16 protein-coding genes are annotated in these 16,191 nt (G+C 69.0%); 11 read left to right on the top strand and 5 right to left on the bottom strand.

Annotated elements, in window-relative coordinates:
* The first annotated feature begins 116 nt into the window (after positions 1-116).
* The 11 genes from KUV62_RS19665 (at position 117) to KUV62_RS19615 (ending at position 11,322) form a co-directional block, all read left to right on the top strand.
* The gene (locus KUV62_RS19665) at positions 117-1,517 is read left to right on the top strand and encodes an NAD(P)H-dependent oxidoreductase (protein ID WP_222605441.1); all 1,401 of its coding nucleotides are present in this window, start codon (positions 117-119) and stop codon (positions 1,515-1,517) included.
* 72 nt (positions 1,518-1,589) lie between these two features.
* Positions 1,590-2,540 (top strand): Bug family tripartite tricarboxylate transporter substrate binding protein, encoded by a 951-nt coding sequence (locus KUV62_RS19660; RefSeq protein ID WP_222605440.1) that lies wholly within the window; start codon positions 1,590-1,592, stop codon positions 2,538-2,540.
* 72 nt (positions 2,541-2,612) lie between these two features.
* Entirely contained in the window at positions 2,613-3,104 is a 492-nt protein-coding gene (locus KUV62_RS19655) for a tripartite tricarboxylate transporter TctB family protein (protein WP_222605439.1), read from the top strand.
* A gap of 22 nt (positions 3,105-3,126) precedes the next feature.
* On the top strand, positions 3,127-4,623 hold the full coding sequence (locus KUV62_RS19650) for a tripartite tricarboxylate transporter permease (RefSeq protein ID WP_222605438.1): 1,497 nt from the start codon (positions 3,127-3,129) through the stop codon (positions 4,621-4,623).
* A 39-nt stretch (positions 4,624-4,662) separates the two neighbouring features.
* Complete coding sequence (gene otnK / locus KUV62_RS19645; protein ID WP_222605437.1) at positions 4,663-5,916, top strand: 3-oxo-tetronate kinase; 1,254 nt, start codon at positions 4,663-4,665, stop codon at positions 5,914-5,916.
* The gene (locus KUV62_RS19640; protein ID WP_222605436.1) at positions 5,913-6,557 is read left to right on the top strand and encodes an aldolase; all 645 of its coding nucleotides are present in this window, start codon (positions 5,913-5,915) and stop codon (positions 6,555-6,557) included. The genes otnK and KUV62_RS19640 overlap by 4 nt, the downstream gene beginning before the upstream one ends.
* A gap of 457 nt (positions 6,558-7,014) precedes the next feature.
* Positions 7,015-7,647, top strand: a complete 633-nt coding sequence (locus KUV62_RS19635; protein WP_315901603.1) for a zinc uptake protein ZrgA — start codon at positions 7,015-7,017, stop codon at positions 7,645-7,647.
* On the top strand, positions 7,631-8,344 hold the full coding sequence (locus KUV62_RS19630) for an ABC transporter ATP-binding protein (RefSeq protein ID WP_410000879.1): 714 nt from the start codon (positions 7,631-7,633) through the stop codon (positions 8,342-8,344). Before KUV62_RS19635 ends, KUV62_RS19630 begins: the two co-directional genes overlap by 17 nt.
* Positions 8,341-9,591, top strand: coding sequence for an ABC transporter permease (locus KUV62_RS19625; protein ID WP_222605435.1), 1,251 nt, complete (start codon positions 8,341-8,343; stop codon positions 9,589-9,591). The genes KUV62_RS19630 and KUV62_RS19625 overlap by 4 nt, the downstream gene beginning before the upstream one ends.
* 36 nt (positions 9,592-9,627) lie before the next feature.
* A complete protein-coding gene (locus KUV62_RS19620; protein WP_222605434.1) occupies positions 9,628-10,137 on the top strand; it encodes a DUF3299 domain-containing protein in 510 nt (169 codons plus the stop codon).
* Positions 10,138-10,227: 90 nt separating this feature from the next.
* Positions 10,228-11,322, top strand: coding sequence for a hypothetical protein (locus KUV62_RS19615; RefSeq protein ID WP_222605433.1), 1,095 nt, complete (start codon positions 10,228-10,230; stop codon positions 11,320-11,322).
* A gap of 79 nt (positions 11,323-11,401) precedes the next feature.
* Here the strand turns inward: KUV62_RS19615 and KUV62_RS19610 are convergent, their stop codons facing one another.
* The 5 genes from KUV62_RS19610 to KUV62_RS19590 form a co-directional block, all read right to left on the bottom strand.
* The gene (locus tag KUV62_RS19610; RefSeq protein WP_222605432.1) at positions 11,402-12,751 is read right to left on the bottom strand and encodes a PepSY-associated TM helix domain-containing protein; all 1,350 of its coding nucleotides are present in this window, start codon (positions 12,749-12,751) and stop codon (positions 11,402-11,404) included.
* Between the two features lie 104 nt (positions 12,752-12,855).
* On the bottom strand, positions 12,856-13,212 hold the full coding sequence (locus KUV62_RS19605) for a hypothetical protein (protein ID WP_222605431.1): 357 nt from the start codon (positions 13,210-13,212) through the stop codon (positions 12,856-12,858).
* Between the two features lie 180 nt (positions 13,213-13,392).
* Positions 13,393-14,388, bottom strand: a complete 996-nt coding sequence (locus tag KUV62_RS19600) for a HupE/UreJ family protein (RefSeq protein WP_222605430.1) — start codon at positions 14,386-14,388, stop codon at positions 13,393-13,395.
* Positions 14,385-15,212, bottom strand: a complete 828-nt coding sequence (locus tag KUV62_RS19595; RefSeq protein WP_222605429.1) for a peptidyl-prolyl cis-trans isomerase — start codon at positions 15,210-15,212, stop codon at positions 14,385-14,387. The genes KUV62_RS19600 and KUV62_RS19595 overlap by 4 nt, the downstream gene beginning before the upstream one ends.
* A 144-nt stretch (positions 15,213-15,356) precedes the next feature.
* Positions 15,357-16,124, bottom strand: a complete 768-nt coding sequence (locus tag KUV62_RS19590; RefSeq protein ID WP_222605428.1) for a DeoR/GlpR family DNA-binding transcription regulator — start codon at positions 16,122-16,124, stop codon at positions 15,357-15,359.
* Between the last annotated feature and the right edge of the window lie 67 nt (positions 16,125-16,191).

Raw genomic sequence — 16,191 nt, 5'->3', positions numbered from 1 at the left:
CATTTGACGACTGCAGTATTGCATGCAACACATGCTGAAATCGACCCGCAAAGTCGAAAATTTTGGGAAAAGCTCCGGTTTTGCATGCAAAGAGGGGCGCCCTGCAGGAGGACCGCATGAACCATCACGCCTATTTCGACCGCGGAACGCGCAGCGTCGAGTGCACCATCATCGGCACGGGTGGCTTCGGTCGCAGCTTTCTGGCGCAGGGGCAGGTGGTTCCGGGGCTTTCCGTGCGGGTGGCGGTCGACCGCGACAGCGCCATCGCCGCCGAGAGCCTGCGCTCGGTCGGCGTGGCCGACGCGGACATCCGTGAATGCAACAGCGCAGAGCAGGCGCGGCAGGCCTGGGAGGCCGGGGCGTTCATCGCGGCGAGCGATTATGCCACCGTCGCGGCGCTTCCGGTGAATGTCGTGGTCGAGGCCACCGGCGCACCGGAACCGGGGGCCCGCCACGCGCGGCTCGCCATCGAGAATGGCTGCCACGTGGCGATGGTCTCCAAGGAGGTCGACAGCGTCATAGGCCCCGGCCTCGCAGCGATGGCGCGCGAGCGCGGTCTGATCGTCTCGCCGGTGGATGGCGACCAGCCCAGCCTGCTGATCGGCCTGATCACCTGGGCCGAGGTGCTCGGGCTCGAGATCATCGCGGCCGGGAAATCCAGCGAATACGATTTCGTCTATGACAGCGCCGCCGGTACTATGAGCGTCGATGGACGGGTTGCCGAAGTGCCCGAGTTCGCCGGCCTCGAGCGGCTGGGCGAGGGCGATTGCGCCGAGCTGGTCGCGCGCCGCGCCGCCGCCACCGCCATGCTGCCGCAGCGCGCGGTGCCCGATCTCTGCGAGATGACACTGGTCGCCAATGCCTGCGCCATGCTGCCCGACCGTCCCGACCTGCACTGCCCCATTGCCCGCATCGACGAGGTCGCGACGATCCTGTGCGAGACCTCCGAGGGCGGCATCCTGTCCCGCGCCGGGGTGCTCGACGTGTTTCACTGCCTGCGCCAGCCGGGCGAGGTCAGCTTTGCCGGCGGCGTCTTCGTCGTGGTGCGCTGCCTGCATGACGAGACGTGGGAGATGCTGCGCGGCAAGGGCCACGTGGTCAGCCGCAGCGGCCGCACGGCGATGATCTACATTCCCCGCCACTTGCTCGGGATGGAAGCCGCCACGACGATCTTCGAGATCGGTCTCAAAGGCGTCTCCTCGGGTGCGGCCCAGCCCGGTCACCATGTCGATCTCGTGGCCCATGCGGATCGCGATTTCGCCGCCGGGAGCCTGCTCGAGATGGGCGGCCATCACCATTCCATCGAGGGCGTCTCCTCGCGCATGCTGCCGGGCCGCCCGCTCGATGCGCAGGCCCCTGCGCCGTTCTACATCGCCTCGAATTGCCGCCTCGCCCGAGACGTGCGTGCAGGCGAGCTGATCCGGATGGGCGACCTCGTCCTCGACCAGGACAGCGCGCTCCTTCGCCTACGCGAAGAGCAGGATCGACGGCTTGCCGAACAAAGGCTGTCTGCCTGACGGCAAACGACATTTTCCGGTGTCACCGCACCGGGGAAACGAACTACACGTTCAAACCACAGGGAGGAAACCATGAACGTCACCTACCGCTCCTTCGCGACGGCCGCAGCCTTCGCACTGATCACCGGCCCGGCCTTCGCGCAAGACGGCTACAGCCCCTCCGCGATCACCGCCTTCGTCGCCGCGGGTGCCGGTGGCGGCACCGACAACTTCGCCCGCACCGTCCAGCCGATGCTGGAAGAGCGGCTCGATACCAACGTGACGATCATCAACCTGCCCGCCGCCTCCGGCGCCGTCGCCCATCAACGCACCGCAACGTCGGAGCCGAACGGCGAGTCGATCGAGTTCGCCTCCTCGACCCTGATCACCAGCCTCGCCGCCGGCCAGAACCCGATCGGACTCGACCTGCTGACCCCGGTCGCGCGGATGCAGTCAGACGTGCTGATGCTGGTCGTGAACCCCGAGAAATACGACAGCTTCGAGGCCTTCATGGCCGCCGCCGAGGAAACCCCCGGTGAACTGATCATCGGCGGAACCCACGCCGCCAGCATCGACCGGATGGCCTTTCTCGGGCTCAATGCCGAGGCCGGGCTCGATCTCAACTTCATTCCCTACGACAATGAAGGCGCTGCCTCGGCCAACCTGCTGAGCGGCAATATCGACGGCATGTTCAACGAGATCAGCGCCATCCAGGGCTACATGGACGCCGGCGAGATGATCCCGGTGCTAGCGCTGGCGGACGATCGGCTCGAGGCCTATCCCGACATCCCCACAACAGTGGAAAACGGCTGGGATCTGACCTTCGGCAACGAGCGCGGCGTGTTCATCAACGCCGAGACCCCGCCCGAGACCATCGGCGCCATCGAGGCGGTGTTCGAAGACATCTTCGGCTCGGAAGCCTATCAGGACTACGCCGCACGCACCTTCCTCAACGTGCGACCGGGCTGGCTTGGCAGCGAGGAATACCGCGCCGAGCTCGAGAAGAACCTGGCGTATTTCCAGGAGCTCATGGCCGACAACTGATCCCTGCGCGCGGGCCCGCCATGAACCGCGGGCCCGCGCCACACCGGCCGGATACAGACAGGAGGCTCCGCCTTGACGATACGTCTCTCCATCTTCGTCGCCGTCACCTTCCTCGCCGGGCTCGGCTTTCTCTGGCAGGCGGCGCAGTTCCCGGCGAGCCACGAGGTCTCGACCCTGATCGGCCCGCGCACCTGGCCCTTCGGCGTCCTGGTCCTGATGCTCGGGCTGCTCGCCGTCATGGCACTGCTGCTCTGGACGAAGGGCCCTGAGCCCTTCACCGGCTCGCAAGACGCATCGAGCCCCGCGAGCGAACCCGACGCCGCCGTCCAGCGCGACCACCTCGCGGGCGGGCGCTGGCGCCACCTGATCATCCTCGGGCTGACGCTCGGCTACACGCTGACCATGACACTGACAGGCTACCTCGTGGCAACCGCGCTCTTCGCCGCGCTGGCCACGGTCGTGCTTGGCGAACGCCGCCCGCTGCGGGTGGGGCTCAACACCGCGATCGCCGTTGCCATCGTGGCCCTCGTCTTCGACCGGCTTCTCAACATTCCGCTGCCCTGACGGACGGCTGAAAGGACATCCCATGCTTAGCGACCTGATGGGCGGCTTCGGAGTCGTCCTCCAGCCGATCAACCTGCTGATCCTCGCCTCCGCCGTGCTGATCGGCTTCGTCGGCGGCGCCCTGCCCGGCATCAGCGGCGTGATCCTCGTGGTCATCCTGCTGCCGGTGACCTATTCGATGGAGCCCACCGGCGCCTTCATGCTGCTGACCGCAATCTATGCCTCGAGCGTTTTCTCGGGGCTGATCACGGCGATCCTCTACCGCGCCCCGGGCACCCCCGAGGCAGTGATGACCGCGATCGACGGCTACCCGATGACGCAGAAGGGCGAGGCCGGAAAGGCGCTCGGCGTCGGCATCCTCTCCTCGGCGCTCGGCGGGGTTCTGGGCACCGTGGTGCTCATCGTGGCAACGCCCCTGCTCGCCGACATCGCGCTGCAATTCTCCTCGCCCGAGTTCTTCGCGCTCGCCGTGCTCGGCCTCACCGTCGTGGCCTCACTGGGCGGCAACCTCATCATGGGGGTGATCGGCGTCTGCATCGGGCTGATCATCGCCTCGGTCGGACTCGATCCGCTCACCGGCACCCAGCGCTTCACCTTCGGCAATCTCGAACTGATGAGCGGCATCAACCTGATCCCGGTGATCATCGGCCTCTTCGCGATCTCCGAGGTGCTCAAGCGCAGCCAGGAGGGCGATGTCCACCTCGCCAGCAAGAGCTTCAAGATCCGCATCTTCGACTGGCCGGTGATCCGCCAGATCCGCGGCGCCATCCTGCGCTCGTCGATCCTCGGCACCGCCATCGGCATCCTTCCCGGCATCGGCGCCTCGACCGCGGCGATGGTGGCCTATTCCGAGACCGTGCGCTGGTCGAAGGACCGCTCGCGCTTCGGCAAGGGCGCGCCCGAGGGCGTCGCGGCGCCGGAGGCCGCCAACAACGCCGCCGCGATGGGCGCGCTGGTGCCGCTCTTCGCGCTCGGCATTCCCGGCTCGGGCACCACCGCCGTCATCCTCGGCGCATTCATCGTCCATGGGCTGACCCCGGGCCCCACCTTCATGACCGGCAACACCGATCTGATCTACGCCGTCTTCGTCGGGCTGCTGATCGTCAACGTTCTGATCCTGGTGTTCTCGAAGCCGTTCATCGCGCTGCTCTCCAAGCTGCTCGACGTGCCCTACTCGGTGCTCGGCCCGATCATCGTGATCTGCTGCGTGGTCGGCACCTACTCGGTGCAGAACTCGCTGATGGATGTCTGGCTGATGCTCGGCTTCGGGCTGGCCGGGTTCCTGCTCGAGAAGGTCGGCTTCCCGCTGGTCGCAATCATCCTCGGGGTGGTTCTCGGGCCGATCGCCGAGAGCGAGCTGCGCCGGTCGCTGGCGATGTCACGCGGCGACTGGTCGGTGTTCCTCGACCGCCCGATCAGTGCCATCCTGCTGGCAATCGCCATTCTGCTGGTGCTGGTGACGGTGCTGGTGCCGCTGCTCCGCCGCCAGCCCGAGACCGCCCAAGCCCACGACTCGTGACATCAGCCGCACGAGACCGACACGACAGGGAGCCAGACCATGAAACTCGGATGCATCGGTGACGATTTCACCGGATCGTCGGACCTCGCCTCCATGCTCGCCAAGAACGGCATGCGGGTGATCCAGTTCTCCGGCGTGCCCGACGGCGACGCGCCCGCCGATGTCGATGCCGGCGTCGTGGCGCTCAAGACCCGCACCATGCCGGTGGAAGAGGCCGTGCGCCGCTCGCTCGAGGCGCTCGACTGGCTGCTGGCCCAGGGCTGCACGCAGATCTTCTTCAAGTACTGCTCGACCTTCGATTCAACGCCCGATGGAAATATCGGCCCGGTGACCGAGGCGCTGATGGATCGGCTCGGCGCCGAGACGGCGATCGTCTGCCCGGCCTTCCCGGCCACCGGGCGCACGGTCTACCAGGGCCATCTCTTCGTGCACGACAAGCTGCTCTCGGAATCGGGGATGGAGCACCACCCGCTCACCCCGATGACGGATCCCGACATCCGGCGCTGGCTAGCGCGGCAATCGACCCGTGCGGTTGGCCACGTCCCCGCCGCCACCGTCGCCGACGGCCCTTCGGCCATCGCGACCGCGCTTTGCTCGGAAACCGGGGCCGGACGCCCGCTCGTGGTGATCGACGCGACCAGCGACGCCGACCTGCGCGCCATCGGCGCCGCCGCCAAAGGCCAGCCACTGATCACCGGCGGATCGGGTGTCGCGATGGGGCTTCCGGCCAACCTGCTGGGCGCCGAGGCGCTGCACTCGGTCGAGGAAGACTGGCGCGGCGAGGCCGGCCCGGCGGCTCTGATCGCGGGCTCTGCCTCGACCATGACACGGGCCCAGATCGCGCGCTGGCGCGAGCGCAATCCGGCCCGCGAGATCACCGCCGACGAGGTCATGCAGGGCCGCGTGACCCCGGACGAGGCCGCCCGCGCCGCGCTCGACAGCGACAGCCCGCTGCTGCTCTATTCCTCCGCCGATCCGGAGAGGGTGAAGGCCGCGCAGGAGACCTACGGGCGCGAGATCGTCGCCGGACGGCTCGAAGCCTTCTTCGCCGAAACCGCGCGCCTGCTCGTCGCGGGCGGCGTCCGGCGCCTGGTGACCGCCGGGGGCGAGACCTCCGGCGCGGTCGTCGAGGGGCTCGGCCTGACCGCGCTTCGCATCGGCCCGGAAATCACTCCCGGCGTCCCCGCGGTCGCCGCCGAGGGCCAGCCGCTCGTGCTGGCGCTCAAGTCGGGCAATTTCGGCGATGTCGATTTCTTCGAAACCGCGCTGGCGATGCTCGAGGCCCGGACATGAGCGATCTTGCACGCCTCCGCGAACAGGTCTGCGCCTCAGCCGCGGCCCTCTACGAGCAGGGGCTCACCCATGGCTCGACCGGCAATATCTCGGTCCGGACCCCGGACGGAGGCCTTCTGGTGACGCCCACGGGCTCGTCCTTCCTGACGCTCGACCCGGCGCGGCTGAGCCTCTTCGATGCCAACATGCGGCATGTCGATGGCGACAAGCCGACCAAGGAAATGCCGCTGCACAGCGCATTCTACGAGACCCGCAGCAAGGCCGGCGCCATCGTGCACCTGCACTCCTGCCACTCCGTCGCGCTGTCGATGATGCCCGATACCGATGTAGACGATTTCCTGCCCCCGCTGACCCCCTACCCGATCATGAAGCTCGGACGGGTGAAGCTGCTGCCCTACTTCATGCCCGGCGACCCCGCCATCGGCGATGCGATCCGCGGCCTCGCCGGAAGGCGCTCGGCGGTGATGCTGGCCAATCATGGCCCCGTTGTCGCGGGCAAGGATCTGGAGGGGGCGGTGCACGCCATCGAGGAGCTCGAGGCCGGCGCCAAGCTTGCGATGATCACCCGCGGCCTGTCGCCCCGGCGGCTCACCGACGAACAGGTCTCCGCCCTTGTCACCAAGTTCGACGTGGACTGGTAGCAGAGGCTTTTGCCCGCGCGCCCGCCTTCGGTCGGCCCATGCCGCGTCACGCGGGGCCGGTTTCGAATGGCACCCGCCCGGCCCGAGGTTTGCGCGCCGCCCGTAATGCCTTCGCGGGCCAGCCGCTTGGGTCGGCAGAGGCGGCTCCCAGACCGATGCGGAGTCCGACCTCTTGGGTGAAGGTCCGAAGCGCAGTGCAAAGCAGGCTGGCAAATGATCAGAGAGAGGTGCCGGCCCCGCGCCTTCCAGCGATCACGAAGCTCCGCCTTCCGAACCGCAAGACGATGCGAGCGGCCACGTCCTGACCTCAAGATCCGAAGACGCCCGTCTCCCGCTCCGCAGCTGTCCCATGCGCGGGGGTCCGCAAAAACGCGCCTCCTTCGAGCCGCGAGTTGATATGTTATATCATAGTTACAATTCTCCTGTTAAACCTCCCGGCAAGGACGCGAAAGGACCCATGATGAAGACACTCCGGATCACCGCCATCGCCGCACTGCTGGCGACGCCCCTCTTCCCCGCTCTGGCGCAGGAGCAGCGCGCGCTCGGGGCGCATGAGCACGGCGTCGGGACGCTCGACATCGCGATCGAAGGCGGCCGGATCGAGATCGCGCTGCGCGCGCCCGGGGCCGATATCGTGGGCTTCGAACATGCCGCGGCCTCCGAGGCGGATCGTGCCGCGGTGACGGCGGCGCTGGCCAAGCTGGAAGATCCGCTGCAGCTCTTCGCCCTGCCCGAGGCGGCGGGTTGCTCTGTGGTGTCGGCCCATGCAGAACTGGAATCCGACGCGTTTGAGCATGAGGACGAGCATGACGAGGACCACGGGCATGAGAACGAGGACGCGCATGACGATCATGGCCATGACGACCACGCGGAAGAGCACGACGACCACATCGCAGGTCACAGCGAATTCCATGCCGAGTATGCGCTCGACTGTACCGCACCCGCCGCGCTGTCGCAGATTGGCTTCGGCTATTTCGAGGCCTTTCCGAACGCGCTCGAACTTGAGCTGCAGCTGCTGAGCGATCAGGGTGCGCAGGCGATCGAAATCACCCGCGAGGCCCCGGTGCTCGACCTTGCCGGTCGGCTCTGAGCCTGCCGCCCCGGCGGTGCGCATCGACGGGCTGCGCTTCCACTGGGAGCGCGGCGCGGGCTTCGCGCTGTCGGTGCCCACGCTCCGCATCGCGCCGCGCGAGAGCGTGTTGCTGCTTGGCGAGAGCGGCTCGGGCAAGTCGACGCTCCTGTCGCTGATCTGCGGCATCGTCACCGCGCAGGACGGCACAGTCGCCATCGCCGGCACAGATCTTGCCCGCCTGCGCCCCGGCGCGCGCGACCGCTTCCGCGCCGAGGAGATCGGCGTGATCTTCCAGCAGTTCAACCTGCTGCCCTATGGCAGCGTCATCGACAACATCCTGCTGCCGCTGCGCTTCGCGCCAGCGCGCCGCAGCCGCGCCGCGGCGCCCCGCGCCGAGGCCGCGCGGCTCTGCACCGCGCTCGGCCTGCCGTCCGGGCTGCTCGAGCGTCCGGCGGGGCGGCTCAGCGTCGGCCAGCAGCAGCGCGTCGCGGTGGCCCGCGCCCTGATCGGGCGGCCGCCGCTGATCGTCGCCGACGAGCCGACCTCGGCGCTCGACGCCGCCACGCAGGACAATTTCCTGCGCGTGCTCTTCGAGCAGACACAGGCGGCCGGTTCGGCGCTGATGATGGTCAGCCATGACGAGCGCCTCGCGCCGCGCTTCGACCGGGTGCTGCGGCTCGAGGACATCGCCCACACCGAAAGGGCCTCCGCATGATCCTGCGCCTCGCCCTCGGCTCGCTGCGCGCCCGCGCCCTCACCGTGGGGCTCACGGTGCTGGCCATCGCGCTCTCGGTGGCGCTGTTTCTCGGGGTCGAGAAGGTCCGCACCGGGGCGCGCGCCAGCTTTGCCGACACGATCTCCGGCACCGATCTGATCGTCGGCGCCCGCTCGGGCTCGGTGCAACTGCTGCTCTACTCGGTGTTCCGCATCGGCAACGCCACCAACAACGTCACCTGGCAGAGCTACCAGGATCTCGCCGCGCGCGACGAGATCGACTGGATCGTGCCGATCTCGCTCGGTGACAGCCACCGGCAATTTCGCGTCATGGGCACCACGCCGGCCTTCTTCGAGCACTACAAGTATCGTGGCGGACGCGCGCTCAAGATCGCGCAGGGTCACGGGCTGGGTGATCTTTACGACGCGGTGATCGGCGCCGATGTGGCGGCGACGCTGGGCTACGCGGTCGGCGATCCGATCGTGGTCTCGCATGGTCTGGCCTCCTTCACCGCGCATGAGGATCAGCCGTTCCGCGTGGCGGGCATCGTCGCCAAGACCGGTACGCCGGTCGACCGGACGGTGATCGTCAGCCTCGAGGCGATCGAGGCGATCCATGTCGACTGGCAGAGCGGCGCGCAGGCTCCCGGTCATGCGACGCCGGTCGAGCGCATCCGCGAGATGGACCTGACCCCGAAAGCGATCACCGCCGCGATGGTCGGGGTCACATCGCGGTTGCAGGTGTTCAAGCTGCAGCGCTGGATCAACGACTACCCCGAGGAGCCGCTGCTCGCGGTGCTGCCGGGCGTGGCGCTGCAGGAGCTTTGGCAGATCGTCGGCATCGCCGAGACCGCGCTGGTCGGCGTCTCGGGCATGGTGGTGGTGACCGCGCTGCTGGGGATGACCGCGATGATCTTCTCGAGCCTCAACGAGCGCCGTCGCGAGATGGCGATCTGGCGCGCCATGGGGGCGCGTCCGAGGGTGATCCTCGGGCTTCTTGTGCTCGAGGCAGTGTTGATGGCGGCGCTCGGCGCGGGGCTCGGCATGGCATTGCTCTATGCCGCGCTGGCGCTCGCGCGGCCCCTGATCGACAGCGCCTTCGGGCTCTGGCTGCCGCTCGAGGCGCCGGGGCTGCGCGAGCTCTGGGGGCTGCTCGCGGTGGTCGGCGCCGCGGCGCTCGCCAGCCTGCTGCCGGCGCTCAGGGCCTACCGCCTGTCGCTCGCCGATGGCATGATGGTCCGCGTATGATGCGCTTTCCTCCGACCCGATAGCAGAGGCTCCCAGATGCCCGTTTCCCTCTCCCGCCGCGACCTCGCCCTTGGCCTCCTCGCCGCCGCCGCGCTGCCCGGCGCGCGGCTCCACGCCGCCGCCACCACGGTACTGGAATGGCGCGACCTGATGCCCGAGGGCGAGCAGGCGCTGCCGCCGGCGCTGCAGGGGCTGGTCGAGCACGACCAATCCGACCTCGCCGCGCAACAGCCGATCTCGACCGGCGTGCGCACCGACTGGAACGGCGAGACGGTGCAGATCTCGGGCTTCATCATTCCCCTCGATTACGAGGGCACCGGCGTTACCGCCTTCATGCTGGTGCCGTATGTCGGCGCCTGCATCCACGTGCCGCCGCCGCCCGCCAACCAGCTGATCTTCGTCACCACCGAGACCCCATACGAGGCCGATGGCCTGTTCGAGGCGGTGACCGTCACCGGCATGTTCGGCACCGCCGCCACCGCGACGCAGCTCGCCGATGTGGGCTACGCGCTCTCCGCCGACCGCATCGAGCCCTACAAGCGCTGAGCCCCCGCCCGCGATGGCGGCGTCGCAAACCACCGCATGGACAGAACGCGGGGATCGGCGCAGACTGGACGCAACCGAAGGGAGTTTCGCATGGCCCTGTCCAAGTCTGACCGTCTTCTCCCGCGCATCGTCGGCGCCGCGCTGGCTGCCGTGCTTGCGCTCATCCCCACGGCCCCGTCTCTGGCCTGCGCCTTCCACACCGACCTGCCCGAGAAGAGCGTCGCCGACTGGCTGGTCGACGGCATCGAGGTGGTGCTGGCCCGCCCCGCCGCCGACAATCCCTATGCCTTCCACATCACCGAGGTGATCCACAGCGCCGGATCGCCACCGGAGGTCGATCTTCTGGTCAGCAGCGATCTGCGCCGCAAGCTGCAAGCCCATCCCGAGGACGAGGTTTTGCTGGCCAATGACGGCTATGGCTGGACCATCCTGAGCTATGTCAATCCGGTGTTCCGGCCGATCATGCGCGAGGTTCTGGCCCGCGCGCCCGGCTGGACCGATGATTACGGCGCCGAGCGGCTGGCGATCTTCGCGGCGCTCCAGGACAGCGCCGATCTCGAGCTGCGCCAGATGGCCCTGACCGAGATCGACAAGGCGCCCTACACGCTGCTGCGGCAGATGGAGCTGCGCCTGACGCCCGAAGAGCTGCTGCGCGGCCTGTGGCTGCCGCAGGCCTATGGCTACCAGCCGATCCGCGTCCTGCTGCTGGGGCTCACCGGCAGCGATCTCGCCCGAGATGAGGTGCGGGGCTTCCTGACGCGCGTCTCGGACTGGGAATGGGCCAACAACCTTGGCCCCTACGCCACCGCCGCGATCGAGCTCGATGGCATTAAGGGCGTGCACCTGCTCGAGCAGCAGTTTCTCGCCAAACCGTTGCAACCGCTCGCCAATCTCGAGCAGGTGGTCGAGGCGCTGGCGATCCAGCACGGCGTCGCACCGCCCGAGGTCCGGGCCGAGATCGCCGCGACGCTGCAGCGCTTCGTCCGCGCCCGCCCGCAGGGGGCCGCTTTGGTCGCCCGGCAGTTCCTGCCCCGCGAGGACTGGTCGCAGGGACCGCTGCTGGCGGAGCTGATGGAGGCCAAGGCGCTGTCCTCGGCGCAGGATCTGCTGAGCGTGGCGGTCTACGTGGCGCAGGCCCGCGGCGCGGGCGCCCTTTCGGAGCAAGTGGCGGGCTCCGACGGCTGAGGCGCCCGGGGCGCGTTGCCTGCCCATCGCGCCCTTCGAGGCAAACGGGGCGCCCGGCGGACCGGGCACCCCGTCCTGATCAGGCCAGTGCCCGGCGACGATGCCGCAGATGCACCGCGATCTCGACCGTGACCAGCACCAGCATCGACAGACCGACGAGCGGAAAGAACACCCCCGCCGCCACCGCCATCAGCAGCAGCGTGCGGGGAATGCGCCAGTCCGTGGGCACCTGCGGCACGCCGAGCGCCCCCGACGGGCGGCGCTTCCACCACATCACGGCCCCCGAGAGACAGAGCCCGACCATCGCGAGACAGGCGAGCAGCAGCACGATCTGGTTCACCAGCCCGAACTCCTGCCCCATATGCACCGAGATCCCCCACTCGGCCCAGCGGCCCAGCGTGCCGAGATCCGCGAGCCCGGCATCGTAGAGCACCGCGCCGCTATACTGGTCGAGGTGGATCACCCGCTCATAGGTGATGTCGTCGGGGTAGACCGAGGCGGTAAAGACCCCCTCCGCCCCGCGCGGCATCGCCACCGCGTAGCCCGGCACGATGCCGAGGCGCTCCACCGTGGCGACCACCTGATCGAGTGTCTGCGGCACGCCCTCCGCCACCGAGGAGCGCGGCACCGGTTGCTGCTCGATGATCCAGGGCGCGCGGTCGGTGGCCTCGGAGAGCGGCACCGTCGAGAGCGGCAGGCCGGACCAGTAGCCCTCGGGCATGCCAAGGCCCAGACCGTTGGCATAGTCGTAGAACTTGCCGCCCCAGACCGACGACCACGGCAGGCCCGTCATCGCGAGAAACACGATGAACCCGGCGGTGTAGATCCCGGTGACGGCGTGCAGATCGCGCCACCACGGCCGTCCGCGCCTTGCCTTGATCGACACCGTGCCGAACGTCTTGCCACGTGGCCACCAGAGATAGGTTCCGCTGGCGGCAAGCAGCACCATCCAGCCGGCGGCCATCTCGATCAGCCGATTGCCGAGCCAGCCGACATACTCGAGCGAGTGCAGCTTGCGCACCACGTACATCGCCGGGCTCCCGGCGGCGCCCGCATCCCAGAGCGTGCCGAGCACGGTGCCGGTATAGGGGTCGACATAGACCGTGTTCTTCAGCCCGTCGGGGCCGAGAATATCGACCTCGGCGCTGCGATCGGCGGCCGCCGCCGGCGTGTAGGCCTTGATCTCGCCGGGATGCGCGGCGAGCGCGGCACCGGCGATCTCCGAGGCGGCGAGCTGGCTGGCTGCCGGTTTGACAAAGCGCAGACGGGCGTGGGCGGCGTCGTTGATCTCGTCCTTGAAGAGATAGATCGCGCCGGTGATCGCGAGGATCAGGATGAAGGGCAGGATCAGCAGACCTGCGATGAAATGCCAGCGCCAGACGGCGCGGTAGAGCGCGGCAGAGCCCGCGCGAGGGGTGGTATCCGTCATGAGACATGTCCGATTGGCCCGACGATCCGCCGGGCACAGCAAAAGGGAGCCGGGCGGGCGCGCCGCCCCGGCGTGATGTCTGGAGAGAAGACGGCGCAGCGCCGTCAGACGGAGACCGGTGGCGCCCTCGGGGAATGGCAAAGGTTGCGCGCCTGCGCGGCGCGGTGCAGATCGTCCCGCCGCTGCCAGGCCTCATGCGGCTCGAGCAGGGTCTGACGTTCTGCCCGGGCGCTCTCGGGCGCGTCGGGGAGGCCGTGGCACAGCGGGCAATGGTGATCGTGCCCGGCGTGGCCGGCATGATCGCCGCAAAGATCGGCAGGGTCCGCGCCGAAGGTGAGCGCATAGGACTCGTATCCGGCAGCGGCGCGGTCGGGCGACATGAGCATGGCGGAGACAACACTCGACAGTGCCAGCAGCACGCCGAGAGAAAGAACCACCGCCAGAGCCGCCCGTTTCCGCATGACAGGCTTGTGGCACGGGCAGGGCACGGGCGGAAGCCGCGAAATGCCGGCGCGTCATCTGGACGCTGGCTGACCGGCGATGGCGGCGCCTCCGCGCACCCGCCTACCCGCACATCTTCAAGCGCCCAGCGACCGCTACTCCCTCACGAGCCCCCTCGCCCCGTGTCCCGGATAAAGGCGTCAGAACCCGGCGATGCGCTCGATCAGCCAGAAGGCCGAGATGCTGCCGATGGCGTAGCCCGCGCCGCGCCGGAAGCGTTCGGCATGGCGCGCCAGCAGCGGCAGGATCAGCCGAAGCACCGCCCCCACCAGCAACACGATGGCGATGAAGAAGAGCTGCCCCAGCTCGACGCCAAGATTGAACGAGAACAGCGCCAGCGGAATATCCCCCTCGGGCAGCCCGATCTCGCGCAGTGCGCCGGCAAAGCCCAGCCCGTGGATCAGCCCGAAGGTAAACGAGACCAGCCACGGCGCCCGCATGGTCAGGGGGTCACGGCGCTCGGCAGGCAGGCAGAGCTCGTAGGCGAGAAACACGATCGACAGCGCGATCACCGCCTCGACCGGGGGCGACGGGATGCGCAGGAGGCCGAGCGACGATGCCGCCAGCGTCAGGCTGTGGGCCAGCGTGAAAGCGGTCACCGCCCAGAACAGGCGCTTGTAGGTCGGCACCAGCAGCAGCATTGCGAAGACGAAGAGCAGGTGATCCAGCCCCTCGAGGATATGGCTGAAGCCAAGCGAGACATAGCTCGCGAGGATCTCGACCGTTCCCGCCTGCGCCGGGACCTCGAAAGCCGTCGCCGCTGCGGTCAGCCGCTGCATTCGGGTTTGTCCCGGCGTCAGCTCGTAGCGCACCAGCGTGTCGGTCGCGGTGGCCTCCAGACCCTCGATGCGGATCGTCCCGCCGGCGAGCCCCTCGGGGCAGCTGGCGATCCAGCCGCTCACCCAGGCCCGGCCATCGAAGACCGGCGCCGCGGCGGGGGCGCCGCTGCAGCTCTCGGGCAGGCGCACCGTGAGCGGCATCGGATGGCCCGAGACATCCGGCGCGCGCCACGTCACGCGCCAGCTGTCCTCGGAGAGCGGCGTCAACTCGAGATAGCCGGGATCGAGCGCGTGGGCCTGCGCCAGCCCCGGCAGGAGCGTCAGCGCGGTCAGCAGCGCGAAGAGCAGCCGGATCATTGCGCGAGCACCTCCTCGGCACTGGGCAGCTCGACCGAGTAGCGCGCGAGCAGCGCCTCGGCGAAGGCCTCCTGGCTCTTGCGGCCCTGCTCGGCGCGCCAGTCGGCCGCGACCGTCTCGCGGATCCTGTCCAGCGCCGGCAGGCCGCCCTCGGCGTAGGCGGTCACCTCGACGAGATGCAGCCCGAAGCCGCTCTCGACCGGCCCCTGCCAGCCGCCGCGCGGCAGCTCGGCCAGCGCCGCGGCAAAGCCGGTGCCGAAGCTGCGGTCGATCACCGGCGCAGGGGTCGGCTCGAAACGCACGGGCAGCAGGCTCGAGTATGCGAGCGTTTCCGGCGCCGCACCACCATTCAGCGCCTCGCGCGTGGCCTGCGCCGCGTCGGCGCTGACCGGCACCTGCCGGAAGGCCAGCGTGGCCGGACGGCGGAACCTGTCGGGGTTGGCCTCGAGATGGGCCTGCAGCGTCTCGTCATCGACCTCGGCCACGGCGCTGGCGCTCTCCGCAAGGAAGCGCATCTTCAGGCTCAGCCGCTGCCGGATCACCGGATCGTTCTGATCGAGCCCGAGCGCGGTCGCCTCTCGCACATAGGCTTCCTCCAGCGCCCAGGCCCTGAGCATGCCCTCGAGCTCCGGCGGCGACGGCGGACGGTTCCAGGTCTGCTCGAAGCGCCCGAGGATCCGCCCGGCCTCCTCCGGGCCGAGCACGATGGCGTCCGGCGCGGCGGCCTCTGGCGTGTCATCGAGCAGGGCGAAGGCGGCGAAGATCGCGCCGCCGAGCACGAAGAAATGCAGGAGCGGCGAGCGGAGGAGAGAGGTCAGGGTCATGGGCGCCTCGATGTGCTGCGGGCAGGCGCGCCCCGGTTGGCAGCCGGAGCACGCGACTACCGCTAAGGGTGCAGGGTTTGCCGCTCGGCGCAAGGCCTCACTCGGCGGGATTGTCCGTGACGGGCTGAAGCTCCGACCGAAACCCTACGCAACGATGACGCGCGTCCCGGCGTCCTTGCAGGCCGAGATCAGCGTTTCCGGGAGCGCGCCGCCGCAGACCACGGTATCGAGCTCCGACAGCTGCCCCATCGCGACACCGGCGGCCCGGCCGATCTTCGCGTGATCGACGACGAGGATGCGATGGCCGGCGCAGCCGGCGATCGCCCGACGCGCCCGGACCTCGTCCATGTTGAAATCCAGGAGGTCGCCCTCGAGCGACACGCCCCCGACGCTGAACACCGCGTATTGCAGGCGCAGGTTGCCGTAGAACTCGCTCGCCTCGGCGCCGATCAGGTCGAGATCGCGCATCCGCACCCGCCCGCCAGCCAGTGAAACCGAGATCTTCGGGGCCGCGCGCAGGGCCAGCACCGCGTGGAGGTTGTTCGTCGCCACCGACAGCGCCTCGTGCCCGGCAAGCGCCCGGGCGACGGCTTCTACCGTGGTGCCGGTGCCGAGCGCGATCGACGCACCATCGGGCACAAGCGCGGCAACCGCCGCGCCGATCCGTTCCTTCTCGCTGCGCGACACCGCAAGGCGCGGCTGGTAGCCGATATTCTCCTGCGGGATCGCCAGCCGCGCGAGGCCGTGGCGCCGTCGCACCAGCGCCGCGTCATCCAGCGCGCGCAGGTCGGAGCGGATCGTCTGCACCGTCACCTGCAGCATCTCCGCCATCGCCTTGGCGGACAGCTCCCCATAGGCCGACAGCAGGTTGACGATCTGATCCCGACGGCGGGCGGCCTCATCGCTGGACATTTTCGTTCGAAACCCGAATTTCCTCTATCCCTGCACCCAGACTTGGTTGGTGCGCGCCGCCATGTCC

The sequence above is a fragment of the Salipiger bermudensis genome, from assembly GCF_019801965.1.
GTDB lineage: Bacteria > Pseudomonadota > Alphaproteobacteria > Rhodobacterales > Rhodobacteraceae > Salipiger > Salipiger bermudensis_A.
This window is presented reverse-complemented; position numbering and strand designations above follow the sequence as displayed.